Annotated in this window: 20 protein-coding genes; 8 read left to right on the forward strand and 12 right to left on the reverse strand. The window is 61.9% G+C overall.

The features are described 5' to 3' along the window. Positions 1-15 precede the first annotated feature (15 nt). Complete coding sequence (locus tag FNB15_RS03295) at positions 16-1,341, reverse strand: ABC transporter substrate-binding protein (protein ID WP_144067343.1); 1,326 nt, start codon at positions 1,339-1,341, stop codon at positions 16-18. Between the two features lie 114 nt (positions 1,342-1,455). Here FNB15_RS03295 and FNB15_RS03300 point away from each other — a divergent pair, with 114 nt between their 5' ends. Genes FNB15_RS03300 through FNB15_RS03315 form a run of 4 tightly spaced genes read left to right on the forward strand, consistent with a single transcriptional unit; the run spans position 1,456 to position 6,871 of the window. Further along, complete coding sequence (locus tag FNB15_RS03300) at positions 1,456-3,672, forward strand: ABC transporter permease (protein WP_144067344.1); 2,217 nt, start codon at positions 1,456-1,458, stop codon at positions 3,670-3,672. Between the two features lie 19 nt (positions 3,673-3,691). Next, positions 3,692-4,723 (forward strand): ABC transporter substrate-binding protein, encoded by a 1,032-nt coding sequence (locus FNB15_RS03305; RefSeq protein ID WP_144067345.1) that lies wholly within the window; start codon positions 3,692-3,694, stop codon positions 4,721-4,723. Positions 4,724-4,752: 29 nt separating this feature from the next. Then, positions 4,753-5,790, forward strand: a complete 1,038-nt coding sequence (locus FNB15_RS03310) for an ABC transporter substrate-binding protein (protein WP_144067346.1) — start codon at positions 4,753-4,755, stop codon at positions 5,788-5,790. 13 nt (positions 5,791-5,803) lie between these two features. Further along, complete coding sequence (locus FNB15_RS03315) at positions 5,804-6,871, forward strand: ABC transporter ATP-binding protein (protein ID WP_144067347.1); 1,068 nt, start codon at positions 5,804-5,806, stop codon at positions 6,869-6,871. Positions 6,872-6,931: 60 nt separating this feature from the next. On the opposite strand, the gene FNB15_RS03320 is transcribed toward FNB15_RS03315, so the two are convergent. From FNB15_RS03320 to hisN, 4 genes are read right to left on the reverse strand one after another with little or no spacing between them, the layout of a single operon-like run. Next, a complete protein-coding gene (locus FNB15_RS03320) occupies positions 6,932-8,104 on the reverse strand; it encodes an iron-containing alcohol dehydrogenase (RefSeq protein WP_144067348.1) in 1,173 nt (390 codons plus the stop codon). Positions 8,105-8,121: 17 nt separating this feature from the next. Continuing rightward, on the reverse strand, positions 8,122-9,513 hold the full coding sequence (locus FNB15_RS03325) for an aldehyde dehydrogenase family protein (protein ID WP_144067349.1): 1,392 nt from the start codon (positions 9,511-9,513) through the stop codon (positions 8,122-8,124). A gap of 12 nt (positions 9,514-9,525) precedes the next feature. Further along, positions 9,526-10,893, reverse strand: a complete 1,368-nt coding sequence (locus tag FNB15_RS03330; protein ID WP_144067350.1) for a glutamine synthetase family protein — start codon at positions 10,891-10,893, stop codon at positions 9,526-9,528. Between the two features lie 32 nt (positions 10,894-10,925). Continuing rightward, complete coding sequence (gene hisN, locus FNB15_RS03335) at positions 10,926-11,732, reverse strand: histidinol-phosphatase (RefSeq protein ID WP_144067351.1); 807 nt, start codon at positions 11,730-11,732, stop codon at positions 10,926-10,928. 122 nt (positions 11,733-11,854) lie between these two features. Here hisN and FNB15_RS03340 point away from each other — a divergent pair, with 122 nt between their 5' ends. From FNB15_RS03340 to FNB15_RS03355, 4 genes are all read left to right on the forward strand, one after another. Then, positions 11,855-12,871 carry an ABC transporter substrate-binding protein gene (locus tag FNB15_RS03340; protein ID WP_144067352.1) on the forward strand — a complete coding sequence of 339 codons (1,017 nt, stop codon included), beginning with the start codon at positions 11,855-11,857 and terminating at the stop codon, positions 12,869-12,871. Positions 12,872-12,939: 68 nt separating this feature from the next. Beyond that, on the forward strand, positions 12,940-13,932 hold the full coding sequence (locus FNB15_RS03345; RefSeq protein ID WP_144067353.1) for an ABC transporter ATP-binding protein: 993 nt from the start codon (positions 12,940-12,942) through the stop codon (positions 13,930-13,932). Further along, positions 13,929-15,620: an ABC transporter permease subunit gene (locus tag FNB15_RS03350; RefSeq protein WP_144067354.1), complete on the forward strand. Its 1,692-nt coding sequence runs from the start codon at positions 13,929-13,931 to the stop codon at positions 15,618-15,620. Before FNB15_RS03345 ends, FNB15_RS03350 begins: the two co-directional genes overlap by 4 nt. Positions 15,621-15,623: 3 nt before the next feature. After that, positions 15,624-16,394 (forward strand): DeoR/GlpR family DNA-binding transcription regulator, encoded by a 771-nt coding sequence (locus FNB15_RS03355; protein ID WP_144067355.1) that lies wholly within the window; start codon positions 15,624-15,626, stop codon positions 16,392-16,394. Positions 16,395-17,526: 1,132 nt separating this feature from the next. On the opposite strand, the gene FNB15_RS03365 is transcribed toward FNB15_RS03355, so the two are convergent. From FNB15_RS03365 to FNB15_RS03395, 7 genes are all read right to left on the reverse strand, one after another. Continuing rightward, a complete protein-coding gene (locus FNB15_RS03365) occupies positions 17,527-18,291 on the reverse strand; it encodes an alpha/beta hydrolase (protein ID WP_144067356.1) in 765 nt (254 codons plus the stop codon). Positions 18,292-18,338: 47 nt separating this feature from the next. Continuing rightward, complete coding sequence (locus FNB15_RS03370) at positions 18,339-19,274, reverse strand: electron transfer flavoprotein subunit alpha/FixB family protein (RefSeq protein WP_144067357.1); 936 nt, start codon at positions 19,272-19,274, stop codon at positions 18,339-18,341. Position 19,275: 1 nt separating this feature from the next. Beyond that, positions 19,276-20,025 carry an electron transfer flavoprotein subunit beta/FixA family protein gene (locus FNB15_RS03375; RefSeq protein WP_144067358.1) on the reverse strand — a complete coding sequence of 250 codons (750 nt, stop codon included), beginning with the start codon at positions 20,023-20,025 and terminating at the stop codon, positions 19,276-19,278. Between the two features lie 34 nt (positions 20,026-20,059). Continuing rightward, entirely contained in the window at positions 20,060-21,022 is a 963-nt protein-coding gene (locus FNB15_RS03380; RefSeq protein ID WP_185973698.1) for a Bug family tripartite tricarboxylate transporter substrate binding protein, read from the reverse strand. Between the two features lie 72 nt (positions 21,023-21,094). Beyond that, a complete protein-coding gene (locus FNB15_RS03385; protein ID WP_246068775.1) occupies positions 21,095-22,642 on the reverse strand; it encodes an AMP-binding protein in 1,548 nt (515 codons plus the stop codon). A gap of 11 nt (positions 22,643-22,653) precedes the next feature. After that, positions 22,654-23,544, reverse strand: a complete 891-nt coding sequence (gene mmsB / locus FNB15_RS03390) for a 3-hydroxyisobutyrate dehydrogenase (protein WP_144067360.1) — start codon at positions 23,542-23,544, stop codon at positions 22,654-22,656. Between the two features lie 30 nt (positions 23,545-23,574). Then, a complete protein-coding gene (locus FNB15_RS03395) occupies positions 23,575-24,726 on the reverse strand; it encodes an isobutyryl-CoA dehydrogenase (protein ID WP_144067361.1) in 1,152 nt (383 codons plus the stop codon). Positions 24,727-24,758 lie beyond the last annotated feature (32 nt).

Raw genomic sequence — 24,758 nt, forward strand, 5'->3', positions numbered from 1 at the left:
CGTCAGACGATCAGGTCAACGCGCCAGCTTCGCGGCCTGGTCGGCCTTATCCTTTGCCTTGGCGTAATTCTCCTTGGCGAACGCCGCCCATTTTTGCTCCAGCTCAGCCTGGCGGGCGCCTGGCTCCTTGCTGCCGGTGAAGGCCTTGGCGACGGCATCGCTGGCGACCTCGGCTTCGGTCACCGGCATCGTGCCGATCAGGTCTTTCGCCTCCTTCACCAGCGTGCGACCCTGCGCATTGTCCTTCTTGGCCAGCGCAGCTTCAGCGTCATGCACCGCCTTGGTCGCGGCCTTGAGCGCTTCATGCTGGAAGGTGATGGTCTGGTCGTAGAGCGCATCTACCGCAGCCGTGCGCTTCTCCGAAGCATCGACATCGAATTTCACGCGCGCGCCCAGCGAGGTATCCTTGAACGGATTGGGCAGGCCTTTCGCGGCCGGCTTGTCATAGACCGCCGGAATCACCGGCAGGCGACGGATGCCCGGTTCGAGCAGCACTTCCTGGCCGGCGGGCGAGAGCAGGAATTCGACAAAGGCCTGCGCGGCAGCCATGTTGGGTGCATTGGCGACGATGCCGACATTGGCCGGCACCAGCGTGGTCACGGTGGGATAGGCAAACTTGACCGGGAAGCCGGAGGCTTCCGACGAGAAGGCGAAGAAGTCAATCACCACGCCGAGGCCGAACTGGCCGCTGTTGACGCCTTCCGGCACGCCGAAACTGCGTTCGGTGATCTGACGGAAGTTGCCGGCCATCAGGCGCAGTGTCCGCCAGCCCTTCTCCCAGCCCTCGCCCTGCAGGATCGTCTCGACGGTCAGATGCGTGGTACCCGAGCGCGACGGCGCAGCAATCGCGACATGGTCGAAATAAACCGGCTTCAGCAGGTCATCCCATTCTTTCGGCTCGGGCAGTTTCTTGGCCTGCATGTAGCGCGTGTTCCACATGATGCCATAGCCCGAGGCGGCGAAACCGAAGTAATAGCCTTGCGGATCGTTGATCGGATAGGAGCCGACCTTCTCTGGGATGCCGGTCGCCTTCGGCTTGTAGGCCTGCAGCAGGTTGTTCGACTTCAGCACTTCGAAGGCATCCGGCGCCGAGGCCCAGAACAGGTCGACCTGGTTATTCGCCTTGGTTTCCTGCAGGAACTTCACGCCGGCATTGGTATTGCGGTTCTGCACATCCAGGTTGGCGCCGGGATAGGCTTTCTCAAAAGCCGTCTTGATCGGCGTGGTGACATCCTTGGAAAATGACGTGACCACCGTGACCTTGCCGGTCTGAGCATGCACCGAGACTGAGATCGACAAAGCACACAGGGTGCCGAGAAGCAGGTGCAGGCTGCGGGTCATGATATTTCCTCCGGATGGCCCTTGGATGGGCGTTATGGTTTTCATCGTCACAAATATGAAAAGAAACTGCAATATTCCCGCGGAAGTCCTAATCTGTCGCCGCAAGGGGATTCGATGACGGCTGCAACTGTAACTGCGCGACCGCGGCCAGCCAGCCAGGGGGTCTGGAACTGGCTGACGCTTGGCTTTATCGGCTTTGTCCTGCTGCCGTGGTATGCGCTGCCGGGCAGCGGCCTGTTCTCGCTGTCCTGGCTCTATGGCTATCCCTCGGCTGGATCGGCATCGGCTTTCTGGCAGATTGTCGCGCAGGATCGCGGCTGGCTATTGCTGCCTGCGCTGCCGCTGCTCGGCATTGCCGCTGCCATAGCCGTGCCGCGCGATGCGCCGCTGCATGGCCGCCTGCTGGTCTGGTGCGGTGCAGCAGGTGTCGCCCTGCTGCTGGCACAGGGTTTCGCCATCGATCATCGCGGGCCGACGCTCGGCAGCCTGCACCTTCTGCTGCCGCTCGATGCCAAGCAGCCCGGCTTCGGCCTCGGCGCCGCCCTGCTCGGCTTTGCCTATCTGATGCTGTTCGCACGCGGCCTGGCACGGCGTGGCTTCTGTCGCGGCGACGCCTTCACCGTCGGCGCCATCACGCTGATCGTGGCGCTGATCGTGCTGTTCGTTTTCTTCCCGGTGCTCAGCGTGCTGCTGCAGGCCTTTGCCGGACCGCCGGCCGAGATCATGGCGAAAGGCTTCGACCGTTCGATCTGGGGGCTGGGCTGCCTGAGCAGCAACCTGCGCTGCGGCGTGGCCTGGAACACGCTGTTCCTTGCCGTCATCGTCGGCGCTGGCACAACCTTGCTGGGTCTCGCCTTTGCGCTGATCGCGGTACGTACCGGATTTCGCTTCAAGCCGCTGCTGCGCCTGCTCACCGTGCTGCCGATCATCACGCCACCCTTCGTGATCGGCCTGGCGCTGGTGCTGCTGTTCGGGCGCTCCGGCGCGGTGACCGCGTTGATGCTCGACCTGTTCGACATTCCGCGCTCGCGCTGGATTTACGGCTTCACCGGTATTGCCATCGCGCAGCTGCTGGCCTTCACGCCGATTGCCTTCCTGGTGCTGATCGGCGTCGTGCAGGGCATCGCACCCTCGCTGGAAGAAGCGGCACAGACCCTGCGCGCCAACCGCTGGACCACCTTCCGCACCGTGACCTGGCCGCTGCTGCGCCCAGGCATTGCCAATGCTTTCCTGCTCGGCTTCGTCGAAAGCCTGGCCGATTTCGGCAATCCGCTAGTGCTCGGCGGCTCGTACGATGTGCTGTCGACCAAGATTTTCTTCGCCATTGTCGGCGCCGCACACGACGAGAGCCGCGCCGCCATCCTCGCCATCATCCTGCTGGTGTTTACGCTGGGCGCCTTCTGGGTGCAGCAGCACTGGCTCGGCAACCGCACCTACACCACCGTGACCGGCAAGGGCGATTCCGGTGTGCCTGCGCCACTGCCGCGCAGCGTCAGCTTCATCTGCTATGCGCTCGCCCTGCCCTGGGCTTTGTTCACCGCCGTGATTTATCTGACGATATTGTTCGGCGGTTTCGTCAAGGCCGTCGGCCGCGACCACAGTTTCACGCTATCGCATTACATCGCAGGCTTCGCCATCGAATGGGGCGCACATGGCCTGATCTTCACCGGCTCGGCCTGGGGTTCCTTCGGCATCACGCTGTGGATTTCGGCGATCAGTGCGCCGCTCACGGCCGGGATTGGTGTGCTGACCGCCTGGCTGCTGACGCGCCAGCAGTTTGCCGGTCGGCGGGCCTTTGAATTCGGCACCATGCTCAGCTTCGCCATTCCCGGCACGGTGATCGGCATTTCCTATGTGCTGGCCTTCAACGTGCCGCCGCTGGAATTGACCGGCACCGGCATCATCCTGGTGATCTGCTTCATTTTCCGCAACATGCCGGTCGGCGTGCGCGCCGGCATCGCCACGCTGAGCCAGATCGACAAGAGCCTGGACGAAGCGTCGCTCACGCTGGGTGCCGGGGCGGCGGGAACCTTCCGCCGCATCATGCTGCCACTGCTGCGTCCCGCCGTGGTGGCCGCGCTGGTCTACAGTTTCGTGCGCGCCATGACGGCGGTCAGCGCCATCATCTTCCTGGTGACGGCACAGTATAATATGGCCACAGCTTATATTGTCGGTCGCGTCGAGGCCGGCGAGTTGGGTCTGGCGATTGCCTATTCCTCGGTCCTGATCGCGGTGATGGTGCTTGCCATCGCCGTGATCCAGTTCATCGTCGGCGAGCGCAGGCTTGGCCGCCGCAGCATTGCCGCCAGCCCGTTGCCGGCGGCCGGTTAAACCCCAACAGGAGCGCATCATGAAACTGGTCCGCAAAAGTCTGATCGCCGTCATCGCCCTGCTTGCCTTCGGGCAGTCCGCACCGGCGCATGCGCAGGCACAGGTCACCGTCTATTGCAGCCTGCTGGCCGAATGGTGCGAGATCATGCGCGCCGAATTCGAACGCAGCACCGGCATCAAAGCGGCCGTGAGCACCAAGAGCACCGGCGAGACCTTCGCACAGATCCGCGCCGAGGCCGAAAACCCGCGCGGCGATGTCTGGTGGGGCGGCCCGAGCGATTCCCACCTTCAGGCCGCCGAGTTGAACCTGCTGGAGGAATACCGCTCGCCGACGTTGGCCAAGCTGCATCCCTGGGCGCAGCGTGCCGCCGAGATTTCGAAATACCGCAGCATTGGCATCTATGCCGGCACGTTGGGATTGGTCTGGAACACCGAGGCACTGGCCAAGCGCAAGCTGCCCGCGCCGCGCTGCTGGGCCGACATGATCAAGCCGGCCTATCGCGACGAAGTGCAGATGTCGAACCCGACCACTTCGGGCACGTCTTACGTGATGCTGGCGACGCTGGTTCAGATCATGGGCGAGGAGCCGGCCTTCGCCTATCTCAAGGCGCTGCATGCCAATATCAACCAGTATCCGCGGTCTGGCGCCGCCCCGATGGCCAATGTGGCGCGTGGCGAGTCTGTCACCGCGATCACCTGGATGTTCGCGGCGGTGGCCGAAGCCCAGCTCGGCGCGCCGGTGACATCGGTCGCGCCCTGCGAAGGCACCGGTTACGAGATCGGTTCGATGTCGATCATCAAGGGCAGCCGCAATCTGGAAGCTGCGAAGAAGTGGTATGAATTCGCCCTGACTCCGGCCGCGCAGGCGACCGGCGTGAAGGCCAAGAGCTTCCAGATCCCGAGCCATGTCGATGCCCCGATCCCGCCCAACACGCCGAAGCTGGAAGAGGTCAAGCTGATCAACTACGACTTCGCCAAATACGGCCAGGCCAGCGAGCGCAAGCGCATCCTGGATCGCTGGGAGAAGGAAATCTCCAGCCTGCCGAAGTGACCACATAAGATTTCATAAAGGAGGAAACCATGTCTGTCCGTCTTCTGCCGGCGCTTGCTGTTGCTGGTATCGCCGCCCTCGTCAGCCCGCCCGTCAAGGCGCAGTCCACCGGCGAACTCACCGTATATTGCAGCGCGCTGATCGACTGGTGCCAGTTGATGAGCAACGAGTTCCAGAAAAAGACCGGCGTCAAGGTGACGATGACGCAGAAGGGTTCGGGCGAGACCTTTGCCCAGATCCGTGCCGAGGCCAGCAATCCGAAAGGCGATGTCTGGTGGGGCGGCACCGGCGATCCGCATCTGCAGATGGCTGAGCTGGGATTAAGCGAGGAATACCGTTCGCCGACTTTGGCCAAACTGCATCCCTGGGCACGCCAACAGGCGGAACAGTCGAAGTATCGTACCGTCGGCATTTACGCTGGCCTGCTCGGCTTCGCCTACAACACTGAGCTGCTGGCCAAGAAGAAAGGCGCTACCGCGCCGCAATGCTGGAAGGACCTGCTGAAGCCGGACTTCAAGGACGAGATCCAGATCTCCAATCCGTCGTCGTCCGGCACGGCCTATACCGCCATCGCCACGCTGGTGCAGCTGATGGGCGAAGACCAGGCCTTTGCCTATCTGAAGCAGCTGCATGGCAGCGTGAACCAGTATACCCGCTCCGGTCCTGCGCCGGCACGCAACACTGCGCGCGGCGAAACCATGATCGGCGTGATGTTCCTGCATGATGCCGTCGCCGAAGCCGTCGAAGGCTTCCCGGTCGCTGTACAGGCGCCCTGCGAAGGCACCGGCTACGAGATCGGCTCGATGTCGATCATCAAGGGCGCGCTCAATCTGGAGAATGCCAAAAAGTGGTATGAATACGCACTGTCGGCCGAAGGCCAGGCACTGGCAGTGCGTGGCAAATCCTATCAGGTGCCATCGAATGTCGACACCCCGCTGCCGCCCAAGGCGCCGCGCCTGGAAGCCACCAAGCTGATCAACTACGACTTCGCCAAATACGGCACCGCCGCCGAACGCAAGCGCCTGATCGAGCGCTGGGAAAAAGACGTCGGCAGCCAGGCCAAGTAAGGGAGTTACATTGATGTCGCAGTCCGGTCCGGCCTCGGTCGAGTTCCGCCAGGTGTCGAAGCGTTATGGCGAGGTCACGGCGGTGAATGCCGTGTCCTTCACCATCGCGCCCGGCACGCTGGTGACCCTGCTGGGGCCGTCGGGCTGCGGCAAGACCACCACCCTGCGTCTCATTGCCGGACTGGAGATGGCGAGCGAAGGCCAGATCCTGATCGGCGGCGAGGATGTCACGCGACTGTCGGCGGCCGAACGCGGCGTCAGTATGGTGTTCCAGTCCTATGCGCTGTTCCCGCATATGAATGTGCTGGAAAACGCTGCTTACGGCCCGACCGTCAGCGGCCTGCCGCGCAAGCAGGCCGAGGCGATGGCGGCCGAGAAACTGGCGCTGATGGGCCTGACGGGTTTCGAGAAGCGCCTGCCGTCGGAGCTGTCGGGCGGCCAGCAGCAGCGTGTGGCGGTGGCACGCGCGCTGGTGCTGGAACCGCGCGTGCTGCTGTTCGACGAACCGCTCAGCAATCTGGATGCCAAGCTGCGCCGCCGCGTGCGCGAGGATATCCGCGAGTTGCAACAGCGACTGAACCTGACCGTGGCCTATGTGACGCATGACCAGGAGGAAGCGCTGGCGGTGTCGGACCGCATCATTGTGATGTCGAATGCCGTGATCGCGCAGGAAGGCACGCCGCGCGATCTCTACGAACAGCCGGCCGATCTCTTCGTGGCCGACTTCATCGGTGATTCCAACATTGTCGATGCGGAAATTCTATCCGTCAGTGGTGACATTGCCGATGTTCGCCTGGGAAATCTGAGACTGGCCCTGCCGCATCGCGGCGTGGCGAAAGGCCCCGCCAAACTGGCCGTCCGCCCCGAAGCCGTGACGGTCACTGCCGCTGGCGGTCAGGACGGCCTGGCCGGAGATATTACCAAAGCCGCCTATCTGGGCAGCCATATGGAATACAGTATCCGCACGGCAGAGGGCACATTCTTCGTGATCGATGAAGATGTGGCCCGGCCGCTTGCCCTCGGCACCCCCGTGACAATTTCCTGCAGGTCCACCGGCGCCACTTTGCTCCTCCCGACCTGATGCCGGACAGCTGCCGCCTTCGTTACTGTCCCCGCACTGCTGGCGTGCTGCATTGGCAGGTCAGGTCAGATCTCCGGCCACAGCCTTGCGGAATACGGCTTCGAGCGCCGCCGCATTGACCGGCATTGGATTGCCGCCGGCCGAGGGATCCTGTTCCGCCATGCGGCCGATTTCGGCAGCCCGGTCTGCCGGGACCTTGATATCGGTCAGGCTGTTCGGAATGCCGAGATCTTTGCGGAATGCCAGAACCCAGTCGAAAACGGCATCGAATGTCTGCTGCGGCAGGTCGAGTACCTGGGCCAGCAGTTTCATGCGATCCGCGATGGCGTTGCGGTTATGCCGCATCAGGTAGGGCAGCAGCACGGCATTGGTCAGGCCATGATGGGTGTCGTAGACCGCGCCGATGGGATGCGCCAGCGCATGCACGCCGCCCAGGCCCTTCTGGAACGCCACGGCGCCCATCGAAGCGGCGGCCAGCATGCGCGAGCGCGCCTCTATATCCCTGCCATCGCGATAGGCGCGCGGCAGATACTGCTTGATCAGGCGCATGCCTTCCAGTGCAATGCCGTCGGCCATCGGATGGAAACCCGGCGCGCAATAGGCCTCGAAGCAATGCACGAAGGCATCGACGCCGGTGGCGGCGGTGATATGCGGCGGCAGGCCGACGGTGAGCTCCGGATCGGCGATCACCAGGGCCGGCAGCATGCGCGGGTGGAAGATGATCTTCTTCTCGTGGCTGGCCTCATTGGTGATCACCGAGGCGCGGCCGACTTCGGAACCGGTGCCCGACGTGGTGGGCACGGCCACCACCGGCGCCATGCCGGCGACGTTGACGCGGTCAGCATTGTCACCGACATCCTCGAAATCCCAGAGCGGCCGGGTCTGTCCCGCCATCAGCGCCACGGCCTTGGCGGCGTCGATGCCGCTGCCGCCGCCAAAGGCTATCACGCCGTCATGGCCGCCGGCCTTGTAGGCGGCAACGCCGGCATCGACATTCTCGCCGGTCGGATTGCCCTTCACCCCGGCAAACAGCCCGGTCGGCAGACCATTGGCGGCATTGCGGTCAAGGCAGGCTTTCACCATCGCAGACTCCGCCAGGCCCTGGTCGGTGATCAGCAGCGGCCTCTTCATGCCGAGCGAGCGGCAGGCCTGCGGAAGTTCTGCAATGCGGCCAGGACCGGACCAGATCGTGGTCGGGTAATTCCATTTGCTGACGAGAACAGGGGCGGGCATGGGATGGACTCCAGAAATTACGTAGCAACACGCAGGTGGAAGGATTTCGGCCGCGTCAGCTGTTCGAAACCGACGCTCGACAACGTGCAGCCGCGTCCGGAATTCTTCACGCCGGTCCAGGCCAGGGCCGGATCGAGATAATCGCAGCGATTCATGAAGACGGTACCGGTTTCGAGTTGCGAGCCCAGTCTGGCGGCCGCGTCGGCATCGCGGGTCCACAATGCCGCCGTCAGGCCATACTCACTGTCATTCATCAACCGGATCGCCTCATCGTCGCCCGACACTTTCATGATACCGATAGCGGGACCGAAGGTTTCCTCGTTCATGATCCGCATGGAGTGATTCACACCGACCAGCACCTGCGGCGCCAGATAGGGCGAACCAGCCTGATCAGCGGCAAAGTCTTGCACCGAGATCAGCGCCTTTGCGCCCTGCTGCACCGCCTCAGCAATCTGGCCGCGCACGAAATCGGCGGCCTGGCCGCGCACCATGGGGCCAAGGTTTGTTTCCGCCGCGGTTGGGTCGCCCAGCTTGTACTGCTTCGTGAGCGTGACGAAACCATCCACAAACCGGTCATACAGCGAGTCATGCACATAGATGCGCTCAATGCCGCAGCAGGACTGACCGGAGTTGAAGAAGGCACCGTCAACCAGATTCTCCACCGCATGGGCCAGATCGGCATCGGCCCGCACATAGGCTGGATCCTTGCCGCCCAGCTCCAGGCCGGCCCCGATGAAGCGGTCGCTCAGCGCATGCTGCACGGCACGACCGCCGGCGACCGAACCGGTGAAGGCAACATAGCCGACTCGCGCATCGCGCATCGCCGCCTCGGTATCCGCATGAGTCATATGCAGGAACTGGAACACGCCCTCGGGCAACCCGGCTGCACGGAAGGCTTCGGCATAACGCTCGGCACAAAGCGGCGTCTGGTGCGAATGCTTCAGCAGCACCGTATTGCCGGCCAGGAGTGCCGGAATCACGGCATTGACAGAGGTGAGATACGGATAATTCCACGGCGCAATGACGAAGACGACGCCATGCGGTTCGCGGCGGATGAAACGGCGGAAGCCGTCCTTCGCCGCCGGCTGCAGATCGGCCAGTGCTTCCGGCGCAATGGCGATCATGTGATTGGCACGCTCGGCGAACCCACGCACCTCACCCGGCGTCTGGCCGATCGGCCGCCCCATCTGCAAGGTCAGTTCCTGCGCGATCTCGGCACTTTTTGCGGTGAAAGCAATCACAGCGCGGCTCAGAATCGCGCGGCGCTCATCCAGCGGCGTGGCGCGCCAGCCGGCACCTGCGGCGGCTGCCTTTGCCAGTGCCGTCTCGATGGCAGATTCATTGGCAAGCGGGCGTTCGACATAGACGCGGCCATCGACCGGACTGATGCACTGAAACGAAGCAGACATGAAGACCAGACCTCAGATGATTTCGAAATAGCGGGCCAGCTGCCAATCGGTGATCGCCTTGCGATACTCGCGCTCTTCCCAGTCGCGCGTGGCAGCGTAATGTTCGACAAAAGCTTCACCGAACAGATTGCGGGCCGGTTTGCTGGCATTCAGTCGGGCCGCCGCTTCCGACAGCGTGCGCGGCAGCTGGTATTTCGCCGGCAGTTCCTTCTCATAGGCATTACCCTGGATCGGCGCGGTCGGCTCGATCTTGTTCTCCACGCCCCACAGGCCGGCCCCGATGGCGGCTGCCATGGCGATATAGGGATTGATGTCGGCAGCAGCGATGCGGAATTCGACGCGCTGCGATTTCGGCGAGCCGGGAATGGCGCGCAGGGCCGTGGTGCGGTTCTCCACGCCCCACGAGGCTTGCGTCGGCGCCCAGAAGCCGGGGATCAGGCGGGTGTAGCTGTTGACCGTGCAGGCGACCATGGCAAGGAATTCCGGTAGCATCGCCTGCTGCCCGCCGATGAAATGACGCATGGTGTCGGAGATCGCATGCGGCTTTTTCGCATCATGGAAGGCCGGCTTGCCGTCCTTCTTCTTGAGCGAGAGGTGGATATGGCCGCTCTGACCCGGCCAGTCATGCGACCATTTCGCCATGAAGGTGGCCATCAGGCCGCGACGTTGCAGCGCCGCCTTGGTGAAGGTTTTGAACAGCGCCGCCTTGTCAGCTGCCGCCAGCGCCTCGTCCACCGTAATGGCGGCTTCCAGCACGCCGGCACCGGTTTCGGTATGCAGGCCTTCCAGCGGAAAATCCATCTTCAGGCCGAGGTCGATCAGTTCGTGATACAGTTCGGCTTCCACGGAGTTGCGCAGCACCGAATAGCCGAAGAAGCCCGGCGTGATCGGCTGCAGTTTGCGGTATCCCTTCTCGCGAATGCTGTTTGGGGTTTCGTTGAAGACGAAGAATTCGAATTCGCAGGCACCAAGTACGGAGTAGCCCATATCGCTGGCGCGCTTCAGCACGCGACGCAGCACGGCGCGCGGACAAACGGTGTCGGCCGGCGGCGAAAACTCGCCGAGGAAGAACAGCGTATCCGGTTCCCAGGGAATCTCACGGCAGGTATCTGGCAGCACGCGGACAGGGGCATCGGGATAGGCGGTATGCCAGCCGGTGTATTTCACGTTGTCGTAAAGCTGGTCGTTCGAGTCCCAACCCAGCACGACGTCGCAGAAGCCGAAGCCGCTATCGAGTGCAGAGAGGAATTTCTCGGCCGAGATGTATTTGCCGCGCAGGATGCCGTCGACATCGAAAGCACCAACCTTGACCCGGTCGATCTTGCGTTCGGTCAGAATTTTGCGAGCATCGGTCGCGGTCCTGACCTGTCTGGGTTTCATCGCCATTCACCAGCCCCCGTTTATCGCCCTGTTCATCCCAGCAGTGTTTCCAGCGCCCAGCGGTGCAACGCGGGCGTGGCAGCCGCCACCACGCGGCCATCCGCCCCCAAGCCGAGCGACTGACCGTTCCAGTCAGTAACGACGCCGCCAGCACCTTCGATCACCGGCACCAGCGGCAGGTAATCGTAAGGTTGCAGCCCGACCTCGACTACCAGATCGATATGACCGGCTGCCAGCAGGGCATAAGCGTAGCAGTCGCCGCCGAACCGCCGCAGGCCGATCTGCCCGCTCAACCGCTCGAAAGCCGCAAGATCCGTGCCAGTGAACATGTCCGGCGAAGTGGCATACAGCGTGGCCTTGGCCGGATCGCTGCAGTCGCTGGCGCGGCAGGGTTGGCCGTTCAGGCTGGTGCTCTGCCCAGCCTGACCGACCCATAACTCGTCGAGTATCGGCATGTCGATCAGACCGAGTTGCGGCCGACCATCGTCCAGCAAGGCAATCAGCGTACCGAACAACGGCATGCCGGTGACGAAACTCTTTGTGCCGTCAATTGGATCGATCACCCAGGTGAACCGCGCGCCGAGACGCTCCGCACCCTGTTCTTCGCCGAAAATGGCGTGTTCGGGATGTCGGGCGGTCAGGATCGCGCGCAGCTCGGCTTCGATACCCCGATCAGCGACAGTCACCGGACTCGCATCGGCCTTGCGCTCCACCGCAAGTCGCTGACGGAAATAGCGTCGCGCGATCGGCCGGGCCACCGCCACCAGATCTCGCGCCGTGGCCAGGTGGATTTGGGAATTGTTGCGGGCCGATGCTGAAGCGACAGGCGACTGTTGCATTTTTGGGCATTTGTGGATTTCTGTGTAATTTTTTATAGACGGCTTTACGGGGGTCTGCAACAATTCCGCATGGTCGCCCGGATACAGGGTCCGGATGCCGGCCGACAGACGGGGGATACTCAATGCTCGAGCGTTTCAAATCCATGCTGCTCGCTGGCGCCGCCAGCATGCTGATGTTCACCGCCGGCGCCGCACAGGCTGGCACCATCACGGTCTACACCGCGCTGGAAGAAGACGAGATCGCCGATTACGTGGCGCTGGCCAAAAAGGAAATTCCCGATGTGACGGTGAATGTGCTGCGCCTGTCCACCGGCGACCTTGGCGCGCGCATCATGGCCGAAGCCGGCAACCCGCAGCATGACGTGATCTGGGGCTGGGCCGTCACCAACATGATGGATCCGCGGATTCTGGCCCTGGTCGAGCCCTACAAGGTCAAGGGCAGCGACAAGCTGGGTGCCGCCTATCAGGCAGCCGACGGCAAGTGGTTTGCCGCCACCGGCTATATCGGCGCCTTCTGCGTCAACACCGAGCGGTTGAAGCAAAAGAACCTGCCGATGCCGAAGAGCTGGAACGACCTGCTGAATCCCGCCTTCAAGGGCGAGATAGCGATGCCGAACCCCGTCTCCTCGGGCACCGGCTATCTGCAGATCGTCTCGATCCTGCAGAAGATGGGCGAGGAAAAGGGCTGGGCTTTCCTCAAGCAGCTCGACGCCAACGTGAATCAGTATATCAAGTCCGGCTCGCGCCCGTGCCGCTCTGCCCGTGCGGGTGAATTCACGGTCGGCACATCGCTGGCCTTCGCCGCGATCAAGTCGATTGAGGAAGGCTTCCCGCTCGCCATGGTGCTGCCCAGCGAAGGCGCCGGCTACGAACTTGAGGCCTCGGCACTGATGGTTGCCTCGAAGAACAAGGCCGATGCGAAGAAATTCCTCGACTGGACCATGTCGCCGGGCGCCTCCGGTCTCTATGCCAAGTACAAGGAACTGGTCACGCTGCCGGGCTACAAGCCTGCCAAGGCCGCGCGCGATGCCGGCATGCCTGATGATCCGGGCAGCATCCTGTACAAGATGGATTTCGCCGCCTCAGCCGTGCAGCGGGAAGCGATCCTGGCGCGCTGGACCAAGGAAATCGGCCGCTGAGCCTGCTACACTGACGGGCGGCTGGAACCCGGCCGCCCGTTCTCGTTTCTGCTGTATCAGGATGTTGCATGCATCTCGCGATTGAGCAGGTCGCCAAGAGTTTCGGTCCCGTTGTTGCCCTGGATAATGTTTCGCTCGGCGTCGGCGCCGGCGAATTCGTCTGCCTGCTTGGCCCGTCAGGTTGCGGCAAGACCACACTGCTGCGCATCATCGCTGGACTTCTCACGATGGATTCCGGCCGGCTGATCCTGGCCGGCCGCGACCTGACACAGGTGCCGGCCCGCCTGCGCGGATTCGGCATCGTCTTTCAGTCCTACTCGCTGTTTCCCAACATGAGCGTGGCCGCCAATATCGGCTATGGCCTGAAACTGCGCGGTACGCCGGCGGCAGACATCGCAAAGCGCGTGAACGACCTGCTGGCGCTGATCAAGCTGCCGCAGATCGCCGACCGCTATCCCTGGGAATTGTCCGGTGGCCAGCAGCAGCGCGTCGCCCTGGCGCGCGCCATTGCCGCCGATCCCGCCCTGCTGCTGCTGGATGAACCGCTCTCGGCGCTGGATGCCAAGGTGCGTGCCGAACTGCGCGAAGAAATCCGCGACCTGCAGCGCCGGCTTGGTATCCCGACCGTGATGGTGACCCATGATCAGGAAGAAGCCCTGACGCTGGCAGACCGCATCGTCTGCATGAGCAAGGGCCGCATCGAACAGGCCGGCACGCCAGCTGACCTTTACGCGCGCCCCACCACGCGCTTCGTGGCCGATTTCATGGGCGTCAGCAACCTGATCCAACCGTCTACGCTATCCGCCCTGTTGCCGCAGATGATGCAGGGCTATCCCGGCGGCGATCACCTGCTCTGCCTGCGGCCCGAACATCTGGCTGTGCGTCCCGGCACGCTGGGCAAGGTGGTAAGCACCACATTCCTTGGCAACATCACACGGCTGAAACTCGACACACCGCTGGGGATGTTGGTCGCGGAGTTACCCGGGCAGGCGAGCTTTGCCCCCGGCGACGGCATCGATATCGCGCCTGATCCGGCGCATGGAGCCTGGGTCGTGGCATGACCGCCGTCAGCGCAGCGCCACCCCAAACGGCTCCTTTGGCGCGAGAACGTACCGACCGGATATTCGATCTCGCCTGCCTGTGGATTCCGGCTGCGGCGCTGCTGCTGTTTTTTGTCTATCCGATCGGCATGATGGGTTACCGCAGCCTGCTGCTGCCCGACGGCTCGCTAGGCTTCAGCAATTTTGCGCAGATCATCGGTTCGCGCAGCTTTCTCAAGGCGCTGGTCAACAGCCTGACCATGGGTCTGGTCACCACGGCCGTCACGGTCGGGCTAGGCCTGCTGCTCGCCTTCGCGCTGCATCGCTGCCGCATCTGGCTGCGCATCGTTCTGCTCGGCGCCATCAGCCTGCCGGTGATCGCGCCTTCGCTCGTTCAGGGCCTGGGCCTGATCTTCCTGCTGGGCCGCAATGGCCTGATCAATAAAACCTTTGGCATGCAGATCGAGATCTACGGCTTCTGGGGCCTGCTGATCGCTAACACGCTCTATGCCCTGCCGCAGGCCGCCATGATCATCGGCGCGGCGTTGCGCAACGCCGATGCACGGCTATTCGAGGCCGCCGAGGTGATGGGTGCCACGGGCTGGCGCCGCTTCATCGACCTGACGCTGCCCAATATCCGCTTCGGCCTGCTCAGCGCCACCTTCGTGGTGTTTACCGTCACCATCACCGACTTCGGCAATGCCGCCGTAATTGGCGGCGACTACACGGTGCTGGCAATCGAGATCTACAACCAGGTCATCGGCCAGATGAACCTGAATCTGGGCGCCGTGGTCGGCATGCTGCTGCTGCTGCCCACCGTACTGGCCTTCTATTTCGAACGCCTGGCGACGCAGCGCCAGTTCGGTACCCAGTCGGAATTAGCCGTGCCCTACCGGCCGGACCGCGATCCGTGGCGTGACGGCATTGTCGGCACACTGGCCTGGCTGGTCGCGCTGGCACCGGTCACCGTGGTCGGCGTCGTGGTCTATGCCAGCTTCATGCGCCTGTGGCCCTACCGCCTCGACTTCACCTTCAGGCATTACGACATCAAACTGGCCGGCGGTTACGACCCGTTGTGGATCAGCATCGGCATCTCTGCGGCTGCCGCCGGATTCGGCACCATTTTCCTGCTCTTTCTCGGTGTGGCGCTGAAACGCTTGGGCGGCCCGGCGGCGCGGGCGATCTATTTCGTTTCCATGCTGCCGGCTGCGGTGCCGGGTCTCGTGCTTGGTCTGGCTTATGTCTTTGCCTTCAACCAGCCCGGTACGCCGCTGATCCTGCTCTACGGCAGTGCGGTACTGCTTGCGATGTGCAATTTCTACCATTATCACACGCAGGGTTTCGCCACGATGACGACCGGCCTGCGCCAGATTCCGCCGGCGCTGGAGGAAGCCGCCACCTGTATCGGCGCATCGGCTTGGGCGGTGCTGCGCGACGTCTACATCCCCTATACCCTGCCGACCCTGATCTCGGTGTTCTTCTTCCTGTTCATGAGTTCGATGGTCACGCTGTCTGCCGTTATTTTCCTGGTCACGCCGAGCCTGATGCTGGCGGCCGTGACGGTGATGCGTCTCGACGAAGCCGGCTTCACGGCCCAGGCTGCTGCCTTCTCCACGGCCATCATGCTGGTGGTCACTGCCGCCCTGCTGATGGCGCGCGGCACGCTCTGGCTGGCGCAGCGACGCATCCGCCTGCCGGCGGAGGCCTGAGCCATGTGGTCGCAGGATCGCCATCGCCGCATCCAGGGCCTGCTTGGCCATCACAAGCAGGTTTCAGCCGATGAACTGGCCCGGCAACTGGATGTTTCGCGCGAAACCATCCGCCGCGATCTGGTCGAACTCGAAGCGGCCGGGCTGCTGCGACGGGTGCATGGCGGCGCCATCCTGCCCGAGCAAACCGGCAAGGAAGCGCCGTTCGCCGATCGTATGCAGGTGCGCAGGCGTGAGAAACAGGCGATCGCCCGCGCCGCCGCCCGGCTGGTGGAACCCGGCCAGACCTGCTTTGTCGACGCCGGCAGCACCACTGCATTGCTGGCGGTCGAACTGGCTAAAATTCCCGGTATCACGGTGATCACCAATTCGATCGATGTGGCCGGCACGATCAACCGCGACGGCATCGAAGCCACGGCCCTGCTGTTGGGCGGGCAGTTGCACAGCGATGTGCCCGGCACTTTCGGCGAGCTGACTTTAAGCGAGGTTGCGCGCTTCCAGGTCGATATCGCACTGCTGTCGCCGGTGGCAATCCACGCCGAGCGCGGCGCCAGCAACTTCGTGCTGCACGAGGCCGAAGTGGCGCGCGCCATGATCCGCTATGCTGACGAATTCGTACTTCTGGCCGATCACGGCAAGATCGGCCAGGTCAGCCGCGCCAATATCTGCAGCTGCAGCCACATCCACCGCCTGGTCACCGACAGCGCGGCCGGCCGCAAGCCGTTAGCCGAGTTGCGCCGCGCCGGCATCGGCGAGATCATCGTCGCTGACTAGTGCCAGGCCCGGTCCGGCTCGTTGATCTTTGACACTTTACAGGCAGCGCTTCTGCATTTGGGCCACGACACCTCCTGGTGGCCTTTCTTCGTCGGCACGACTTCACGAAGATAACGGTCCGGCGCGTCGTAGAGCGTCGTCCGCTCCGCCTCGCTGCGATCGACAAAACCGCCCGCGGCATCTCCGATTCGATGACGAGTTCAAACTTCTCGGCCTCGGTCTTCGTCCGCACATGTTTTCACAACGGTCGGGTCGCCTTTACGGCGGATCCGCACTTCGTAACCCGAGCCACGCTTCCTGATACTGGCCATCGCTGCCTTCCTTCGGTTGGGCCGAGTGTTCGGGCCAGGCCGGTGAAAGGATGGAGACGGGTCTGCCGTCTCCGCTTGCTGCCAGTGGAGCGTTTTTGCATTTGGCCGAATGGCTAAGTAAACAAAAAACCCCGCACAGGCGAACCTGGCGGGGTTTTGATCTTGGTTGCGGGAGTAGGATTTGAACCTACGACCTTCAGGTTATGAGCCGGAACTCGGCCCTTTTCCTGCACCAATCTGGAAACCCAGTTCCAAAATTCTCAAGCACTTAGCTGCAATCCCTTGCACCGGCGCCGACCGCTTTGCATTCGGCAGTGGAGCAAAATTGGAGCAAATGGATCATAGCAGACCCGAGCCAGCCAGCCAACCCAGCCCCCCTGTTCACAGCCCACACATATATAGATGTGTGAGATCGGCCTTGTGGCCAAAAAACTCTCCGACCGCTGGCAGTGCTCGGTCTCGTTTATAGATAAACGGCAGCCTGCCGAACTGCCGCCCCGGTGCGGGTGATCCCGGACAGGCCTGTACTGCCTAACCGACATTCTCCGGTTTGAGACCTCCCGGGTCGATGCTTCTCATACCTCAGGAGCCAAGGCCAGTCCTCAGGGCCCAAACTCTCGGCCGCCCGATACCCGGCTTCCCGATTCGTCTACCTGTTACGGGAAAGGCAGATCGCGCCGGATCAGAGTCCCAGTCAGCTCCGGCCATCCAGGACAACAAGCCTGGTAGATTCCAGCCTAAATGCTATTCAGGCTCTTTTCCGGGCCGGTAAATGGCTTCAAGCGCCGAACCATCGATGCTTCAGACCAAATAATTTCAAATTAGCGCCTCGAAACACGTGTTCCAAAATCAATGGCACGTCGATTAATTTCAGCGCCGTCATAATCGATTGTTGCTACATGGAAGCTTTTCTCGAGCGCAACGTACTCAACTGATTTCCCGAGTTTATCTCTCACCAATGCAGCAGACCCTGGGGGAATAATGTGATCCTGTTTGCTATGCAGTAGGAGAGTGGGAACTTTGATATTCGCCAGCTTCGGCTTCAGCGCTTCCAGGCCATTGATCAGAGACAGCAGGCTTTTCGCCGGGGAACGATCATATCCCAACTCTTTTGCGCTTGGATCTGCAATATCGCCAGCGACTCCAGGAAGGAAGACGCCGCCTGCATCAATCACGCCTTGAGCGCCGGCAACAAAATCTCCGAAATCGTCGGGTTCTACAGCGGGATTCACAAGCACAATGCCGGCAATCTCTGGGTGCCTCTCTGCCAACCACAGAGTAAGGCTTCCACCCATGGACAGGCCACCAACCACGATCGAGTCGGTTCGCGCTGATAGGTCACGATAGGCATTTTCAACAGCGGCCGCCCAATTGCCCCAATCAGTTTCCGCCATATCCTCTGGCGTAGTGCCATGGCCGGGTAGGCGCGGCAATTCCACGGAAAAGCCTGCCGTCGCAAAAGTCTCTGCCAGCGGTCGCATTGATTGCGGACAACCCGTGAAGCCATGCAGGATCAAAGCGCCGCGCCGATCGCCCGCTGCCGAGTATGATTCGGCGCCTTTCATAACCTTGACCTGGTCACTCATTTGGATTCCTCTGGCATCTATGTAGCTGCGCGACGGATTCTCACAATTTAGTTTGAAAGCGTCGCTTCGAGTTCGGGCAGCAGCTTGAACAGGTCGCCGACGAGGCCGTAGTCGGCGACCTGGAAGATCGGCGCCTCTTCGTCCTTGTTGATGGCGACAATCACCTTCGAGTCCTTCATGCCGGCCAGATGCTGGATCGCGCCCGAGATGCCGACCGCGACATACAGCTGCGGCGCCACGATCTTGCCGGTCTGGCCCACCTGGTAGTCGTTCGGCACGAAGCCGGCGTCCACGGCCGCGCGGCTGGCGCCCACGGCGGCACCCAGCTTGTCGGCCACGGCCTCGATCAGCTTGAAGTTCTCGCCCGAGCCCATGCCACGGCCGCCCGAGACGATGATCTTGGCCGCCGTCAGCTCCGGACGGTCCGACTTCTGCAGCTCCTGGCCGATAAACGTCGACAGGCCCGGATCGGCAGCCGCCGTGCCCTTCTCGACGCTGGCCGAGCCGCCTTCGGCGGCGGCAGCGGCAAAGCCGGTCGTGCGCACGGTGATCACCTTGATCGTGTCGCTCGACTGCACGGTCGCCATGGCGTTGCCGGCATAGATCGGACGCACGAAGGTATCGGCAGACTTCACTTCGACGATGCCCGAGATCTGCATCACATCCAGTAATGCTGCCACGCGCGGCATCACGTTCTTGCCCGAGGTGGTCTCCGGCGCCACGATGGCGCTGTAGCCCTTGCCCAGCTCGGCGATCAGCACCGACAGCGGCTCGGCCAGGCCATGGCCGTAATGCGGCGCATCGACATGGATCACCTTGGCCACACCGGCGACTTTCGCTGCCGCAGCGGCGGCCGCGTCGGCAGAGGCGCCGGCAACCAGCACATGCACATCGCCGTCGATGGCCTTGGCGGCCGTCACGGCATTGAGCGTGGCGCCTTTCAGCGTGGCGTTATCGTGTTCAGCGATTACCAGAACGCTCATCTCAGATCACTCCCGCTTCGGTCTTCAGCTTCTGCACCAGGGTCGCAACATCGGGCACCTTGATGCCGGCCTTGCGCTTGGGCGGCTCTTCCACCGACAGCGTCTTCAGCCGGGGCGCGATATCGACGCCGAAGTCTTCCGGGGTCTTCTCGTCAATCGGCTTCTTCTTCGCCTTCATGATGTTCGGCAAGCTGGCATAGCGCGGCTCGTTCAGCCGCAGGTCGGTGGTGACCACGGCAGGCAGCTTCAGCTCCACCGTCTCCAGGCCGCCGTCGACCTCACGCACCACGTTGACCTTGCCGTCGGCCAGCGAGGCCTTGTTGGCGAAGGTGCCCTGGGCCCAGCCCATCAATGCCGCCAGCATCTGGCCGGTCTGGTTGCTGTCGTCGTCGATCGCCTGCTTGCCCACGATCACCAGCTGCGGGCCTTCGGCTGCCGCGATCTTGGCCAGGATCTTGGCCACCGCCAGCGGCTGCACTTCGGCATCGGTCTTCACCAGGATGCCGCGGTCGGCGCCCATGGCGAGCGCAGTGCGCAGGGTTTCCTGGGCCTGGGCCGGACCGATCGAGACGGCGATGACCTCGGTGGCCGTGCCGGCCTCTTTCAGGCGCACGGCTTCTTCGACGGCGATTTCGTCGAAGGGATTCATCGACATCTTGACGTTGGCGAGATCGACACCCGTCTTGTCCGCCTTGACGCGGATCTTGACGTTGTAGTCCACCACGCGCTTGACCGCGACCAGTACCTTCATGGACATCCTCTTTTTTGATAATTGTCTAAACTACTTAGTCGACGACAGCCCCGGAGGCCTTAATTACTGGCGCCCACTTGGCAATCTCTGACTTTATAAATGCATCATACTCTTCGGGCCCCATGGGCGCAGGTTCCGCTCCGATCTCGCGGATACGCGCACTGACCTCAGGACTATTCACAGCCGCTACCACTGCACCAGCCAGCTTTTTAATGATCTCGGGTGGGGTGCCAGTGGATGTGGACAGTCCGAACCAGCTGTAACCTTCCAACTCCCTGATACCGAGCTCAACAACGCTTGGGACATCAGGCGCAAGTGCGGAGCGAGTGCCTTGCGTTACAGCAAGAAGCTTGACCGCACCGCTCTTCACGTGCGGGACGTACAGTGGAAGATTGTCAATGGCGAAAAGCACTTCACCCGCCAGGACACCCGCCATATTTGCAGCCGTACCTTTGTACGGAACATGCGTTGGCTCGGTTCCGGTCTTCTGCCCGAAGAGAACGCCCGAAAGATGCGATGATGTTCCAGAGCCTGCCGATCCGTAGAACGCCTTATCCGGATTGGATTTGATATAGGCCACCAATTCCTGGAAGGAATTGATGCCACGGTCTGAGCGGACAACGACGGCATTGGTCATCCTGGCCATAAGGGCCACTGCAGGCAGTTCCTTGTCCGGATTGAAGGTTGGTTTCTTATACAGCGTCACGCCGATGGCGTTGGTCGCCGAGTTGCTTACGAAAAGATTGTAGCCATCTGGAGGGGAACCCGCCGCAATACCCGCCGCGAGCATGCCGCCCGCACCGGGACGATTATCGAGATACATCGGCTGGCCGAGTTTTTCCCGAACATGAGGCTCGATCAGACGGACATAGATGTCGCTACTTCCTCCTGGCGCACCCGCCGAAAGCACCCGGATAGGCTTTGTAGGCCAGTCCTGACTCTGAGCTGCGCCTGCAAGCAAAGCGACCGCACTGAGCAGACTCAGTCCGAACACCACACAGCGACTACTGCCTAACATTATGTCCTCCCACGTGAGATATTCTCAGACCTTGCGCAAATGGGCTTGCTGTCACTCACCTTGGTCGCGTAATTGGCGGCGCAGCAACTTTCCTGTGGGTGTTCTGGGAAGGCTTTGCACCAGCCGGATTTCCTTAGGCTGTTTCATCCGCCCCAGCCGCCTCTTGCCGAATTCCCGCACTTTCTCCAAAAACTGCTGCGCTTCCATATCCGACAAGCTTGCGCGCACCTGAATGAACGCCACAGCTTTTTCACCAAAGTCTGGGTCAGGAAAACCGGCTACAGCGCAATCTAAGATCTCAGGTATCTCAAGAAGGGCAGACTCAATTTCCTGCGGGTAGATATTCACACCGCCAGAGATGATCATGTCGTCTTGACGGTCTCTCAGGAAGAGGTACCCGTCTGCGTCGACATATCCGATATCTCCGAAGGTTTGGTAACCTTGGGCTGACGTCTTGGCAGCAGTTTTCTCCGGAGCATTAAAATACTGGAATGGAGCAGTACCTGAGAAATAGATTCGCCCTGTGACTTCTTTTCCTGCAGGCCGATCCCCTTCATCAAGGATATGCAGATCTCCTTTACGCGCCTTTCCCACAGATCCTGGCTTTCGGAGCCACTCCTCGGACGTGATAGAACACAATCCCACTCCTTCAGAGCCAGAATAGTATTCGTGCAGAATTGGCCCCCACCATTCGATCATCGCTCGCTTAACGACACCGGCGCAGGGAGCCGCACCATGGATGGCATATCGATGATGTGAAGCCTCAAAAGCTCTGCGCTGAGCGTCCGGTAGACTCAGTAGGCGCTGAAACATAGTAGGCACCCACAGCGAATGGGTTATTTTCTCATCGACCAGAAGTCTTAGCGCTTCGGCTGCGTCAAACCGATCCATAACCGTAACGCGTCCACCAGCCGCAAGGAAAGCCAGGGCAAATCTCAGCGGTGCGGCGTGATAGAGCGGAGACGTGGACAAGTAATGTGCATCCGCAACGATCTCAAACAGGGACAGTAGATCGCGAGCGAATGTCGGTGCACCGCTTCCGACTTGCTCCAATGTCGGCAGTGGCCGCCAGATGCCTTTGGGTGTGCCGGTTGTACCCGATGAATACATCATCAGGCCTCCGGGCTGCTCATCAGAGATTGGCGTCACAGGCAACTGAGACGCTTCACGCTCCAGCGAAACAAATCCATCCAGCTCCCCATTCGCAGCTACCCATTTAACCGGCCTTTCGACCATAGCCTGGAGCGAAGTCGCCAAATCCTTGTACTTGGCATCCAGGATCATCACCTGTGCCTGGCAATCTCGCACAATGTAGGCAGCCTCGGCGGCAGAAGCTCCGCTGGGAATCGGTGTTAGATAAAGGCCGGCTCTATAAGCGGCCCAGACGGTTGCCAGAATCAGAGGGCCGTTGCTAAGCAGGAGTGCAACATGGTCACCTTTTCTCAAACCGGCGCTACGCAGGAAGTGGGCAATCCGGTTGGCGAGTGTCTCGATATCCGCGTAGGTGCTCTGACTCCCATCGCCCATTCGAACAGCGAGCCGTTCTGGATCACGTTGAGCCCAGTCACGCAAGCCAAATTGCATCGCGCTATTACTCACCACCCTCTCCGTCAATGTCCTTTACGGATCAGGCCGATAATGGCTGAGTAATCAAGGGCACCACGCCCTGTATCCACGAATTCGGCATACATAGTGGTTGCCTCTGCACCAAGGGAAGTGTGCACACCTGTCGTCCGAGCCGCTTCCTGCGACAGCTTCAGATCCTTCAGCATCAGTTCGGCCGCGAAGCCCGGCTTGTAGTCGCGGTTGGCCGCCGAGGTTGGCACCGGGCCCGGCACCGGGCAGTGATTGAGCAGTGCCCAGCACGAGCCCGACGAGCTGCCGACGATGTCGAACATCGCCTGCGCGGACAGCCCGAGCTTCTCGGCCATCACGAAGGCTTCGGAAATGCCGATCATGGTGATGCCCAGCACCATGTTGTTGCACACCTTGGCAGCCTGGCCGTTTCCGGCGCCGCCGGCATGCACGATCTTCTTGCCCATGGCTTCCAGGATCGGCTTGGCCTTGGCGAAGGCCGCGTCGCTGCCGCCGACCATGAAAGTCAGCGCCGCATTCTCGGCGCCAGCGATGCCACCAGACACCGGCGCATCCAGCATCAGCATGCCCTTGGATTCGGCAGCCGCAATCGTTTCACGTGCCGTCTTCACGTCGATGGTCGAACTGTCGATGAACACAGTACCCGGCTTTGCCACCGACAGGATGCCCTTGTCGCCGGTATAGACGCTGGCGACATGCTTGCCGGCAGGCAGCATGGTGATCACGGCATCGACATCACGGGCGGCATCGGCAGCGGTTGCCGCCTTGGTGCCACCGGCATCGACCACCTTTTGCACCGGCTCGGGCATCAGGTCGAAAGCCTTCACGCTGTGGCCGGCCTTCAGCAGGTTGCGCGCCATCGGGCCGCCCATATTGCCGACGCCGATAAAGCCGATATTCGCCATCACCATCCCTCCCGAAATATTTATAGTCACTCAGTCGTTAAACGAACCGGACATCAGGCTGCGCGAAATGATCACGCGCATGATCTCATTGGTGCCTTCCAGGATCTGGTGCACCCGCGCATCACGCAGGTAGCGTTCGATCGGATAGTCTTTCAGATAGCCGTAGCCGCCGTGCAGCTGCAATGCCTCGTTGCAGATGGCGAAGCCGGCATCGGTGGCAAAGCGCTTGGCCATGGCGCAGTACATGGTGGTTTCCGGGCTCTTGGCGTCCAGCATGCTTGCTGCCTGCCTGATCATCAGCCGTGCGGCAGCAAGGTCGGTGGCCATGTCGGCCAGCTTGAACTGCGTGGCCTGGAAGTTGCCGATGGCATTGCCGAACTGCTTGCGGCCGGCGACGTATTCGCGCGCAGCATGCAGGCAGGCTTTGGCGGCACCGAGCGAACAGGCGCCGATATTGATGCGGCCGCCGTCCAGTCCGGCCATGGCAATGCGGAAGCCCTCGCCTTCGGCGCCGATGCGGTTGGCCTTCGGCACCTTGCAGTCGTCGAAATTGACCATGGCAGTCGGCTGGCTGTTCCAGCCCAGCTTGCGTTCCTGCGCCCCGAAGCTCAGCCCCGGCGTGCCGTTCTCGACCACAATGCAGCTGACGCCACGCGCACCCGCCTCGCCGGTCCGCACCATGCAGACATAGATATCCGAACGTCCACCGCCCGAAATGAAGGCCTTGGTGCCATTCAGAATATAATGATCGCCGGCATCGGCCGCGCGTGTCTGCAACGCGGCGGCATCGGAGCCGGCATTCGGCTCGGTCAGGCAGTAGGACGCAAACTTCTGCATGCTGCACAGATCAGGCAGGAAGCGCTGGCGCTGCTCGTCACCGCCAAAGCGGTCGATCATCCAGGCCGCCATGTTGTGGATCGAGATATAGGCTGCCGTCGATGTGCAGCCCGCTGCGAGTTCTTCGAAGATCAGTGCGGCATCCAGGCGGCTGAGCGCCGAACCGCCAACATCATCGGCGACATAGATCCCGCCGAAGCCGAGCGCCGCCGCCTCACGCAGCTCATCGACCGGGAAATGCTTCTTCTCGTCCCATGCCGCAGCGTTCGGCTGCATCCGGTCCAGCGCGAAACGCCGCGCGGTCTCCTGGATGGCAACCTGATCTTCGTTAAGCGTAAAATCCATTGACCTGCACCAGGAAAAGTGGGGGTGACAGA

The sequence above is a fragment of the Ferrovibrio terrae genome, assembly GCF_007197755.1.
Taxonomy (GTDB): Bacteria; Pseudomonadota; Alphaproteobacteria; order Ferrovibrionales; family Ferrovibrionaceae; genus Ferrovibrio; species Ferrovibrio terrae.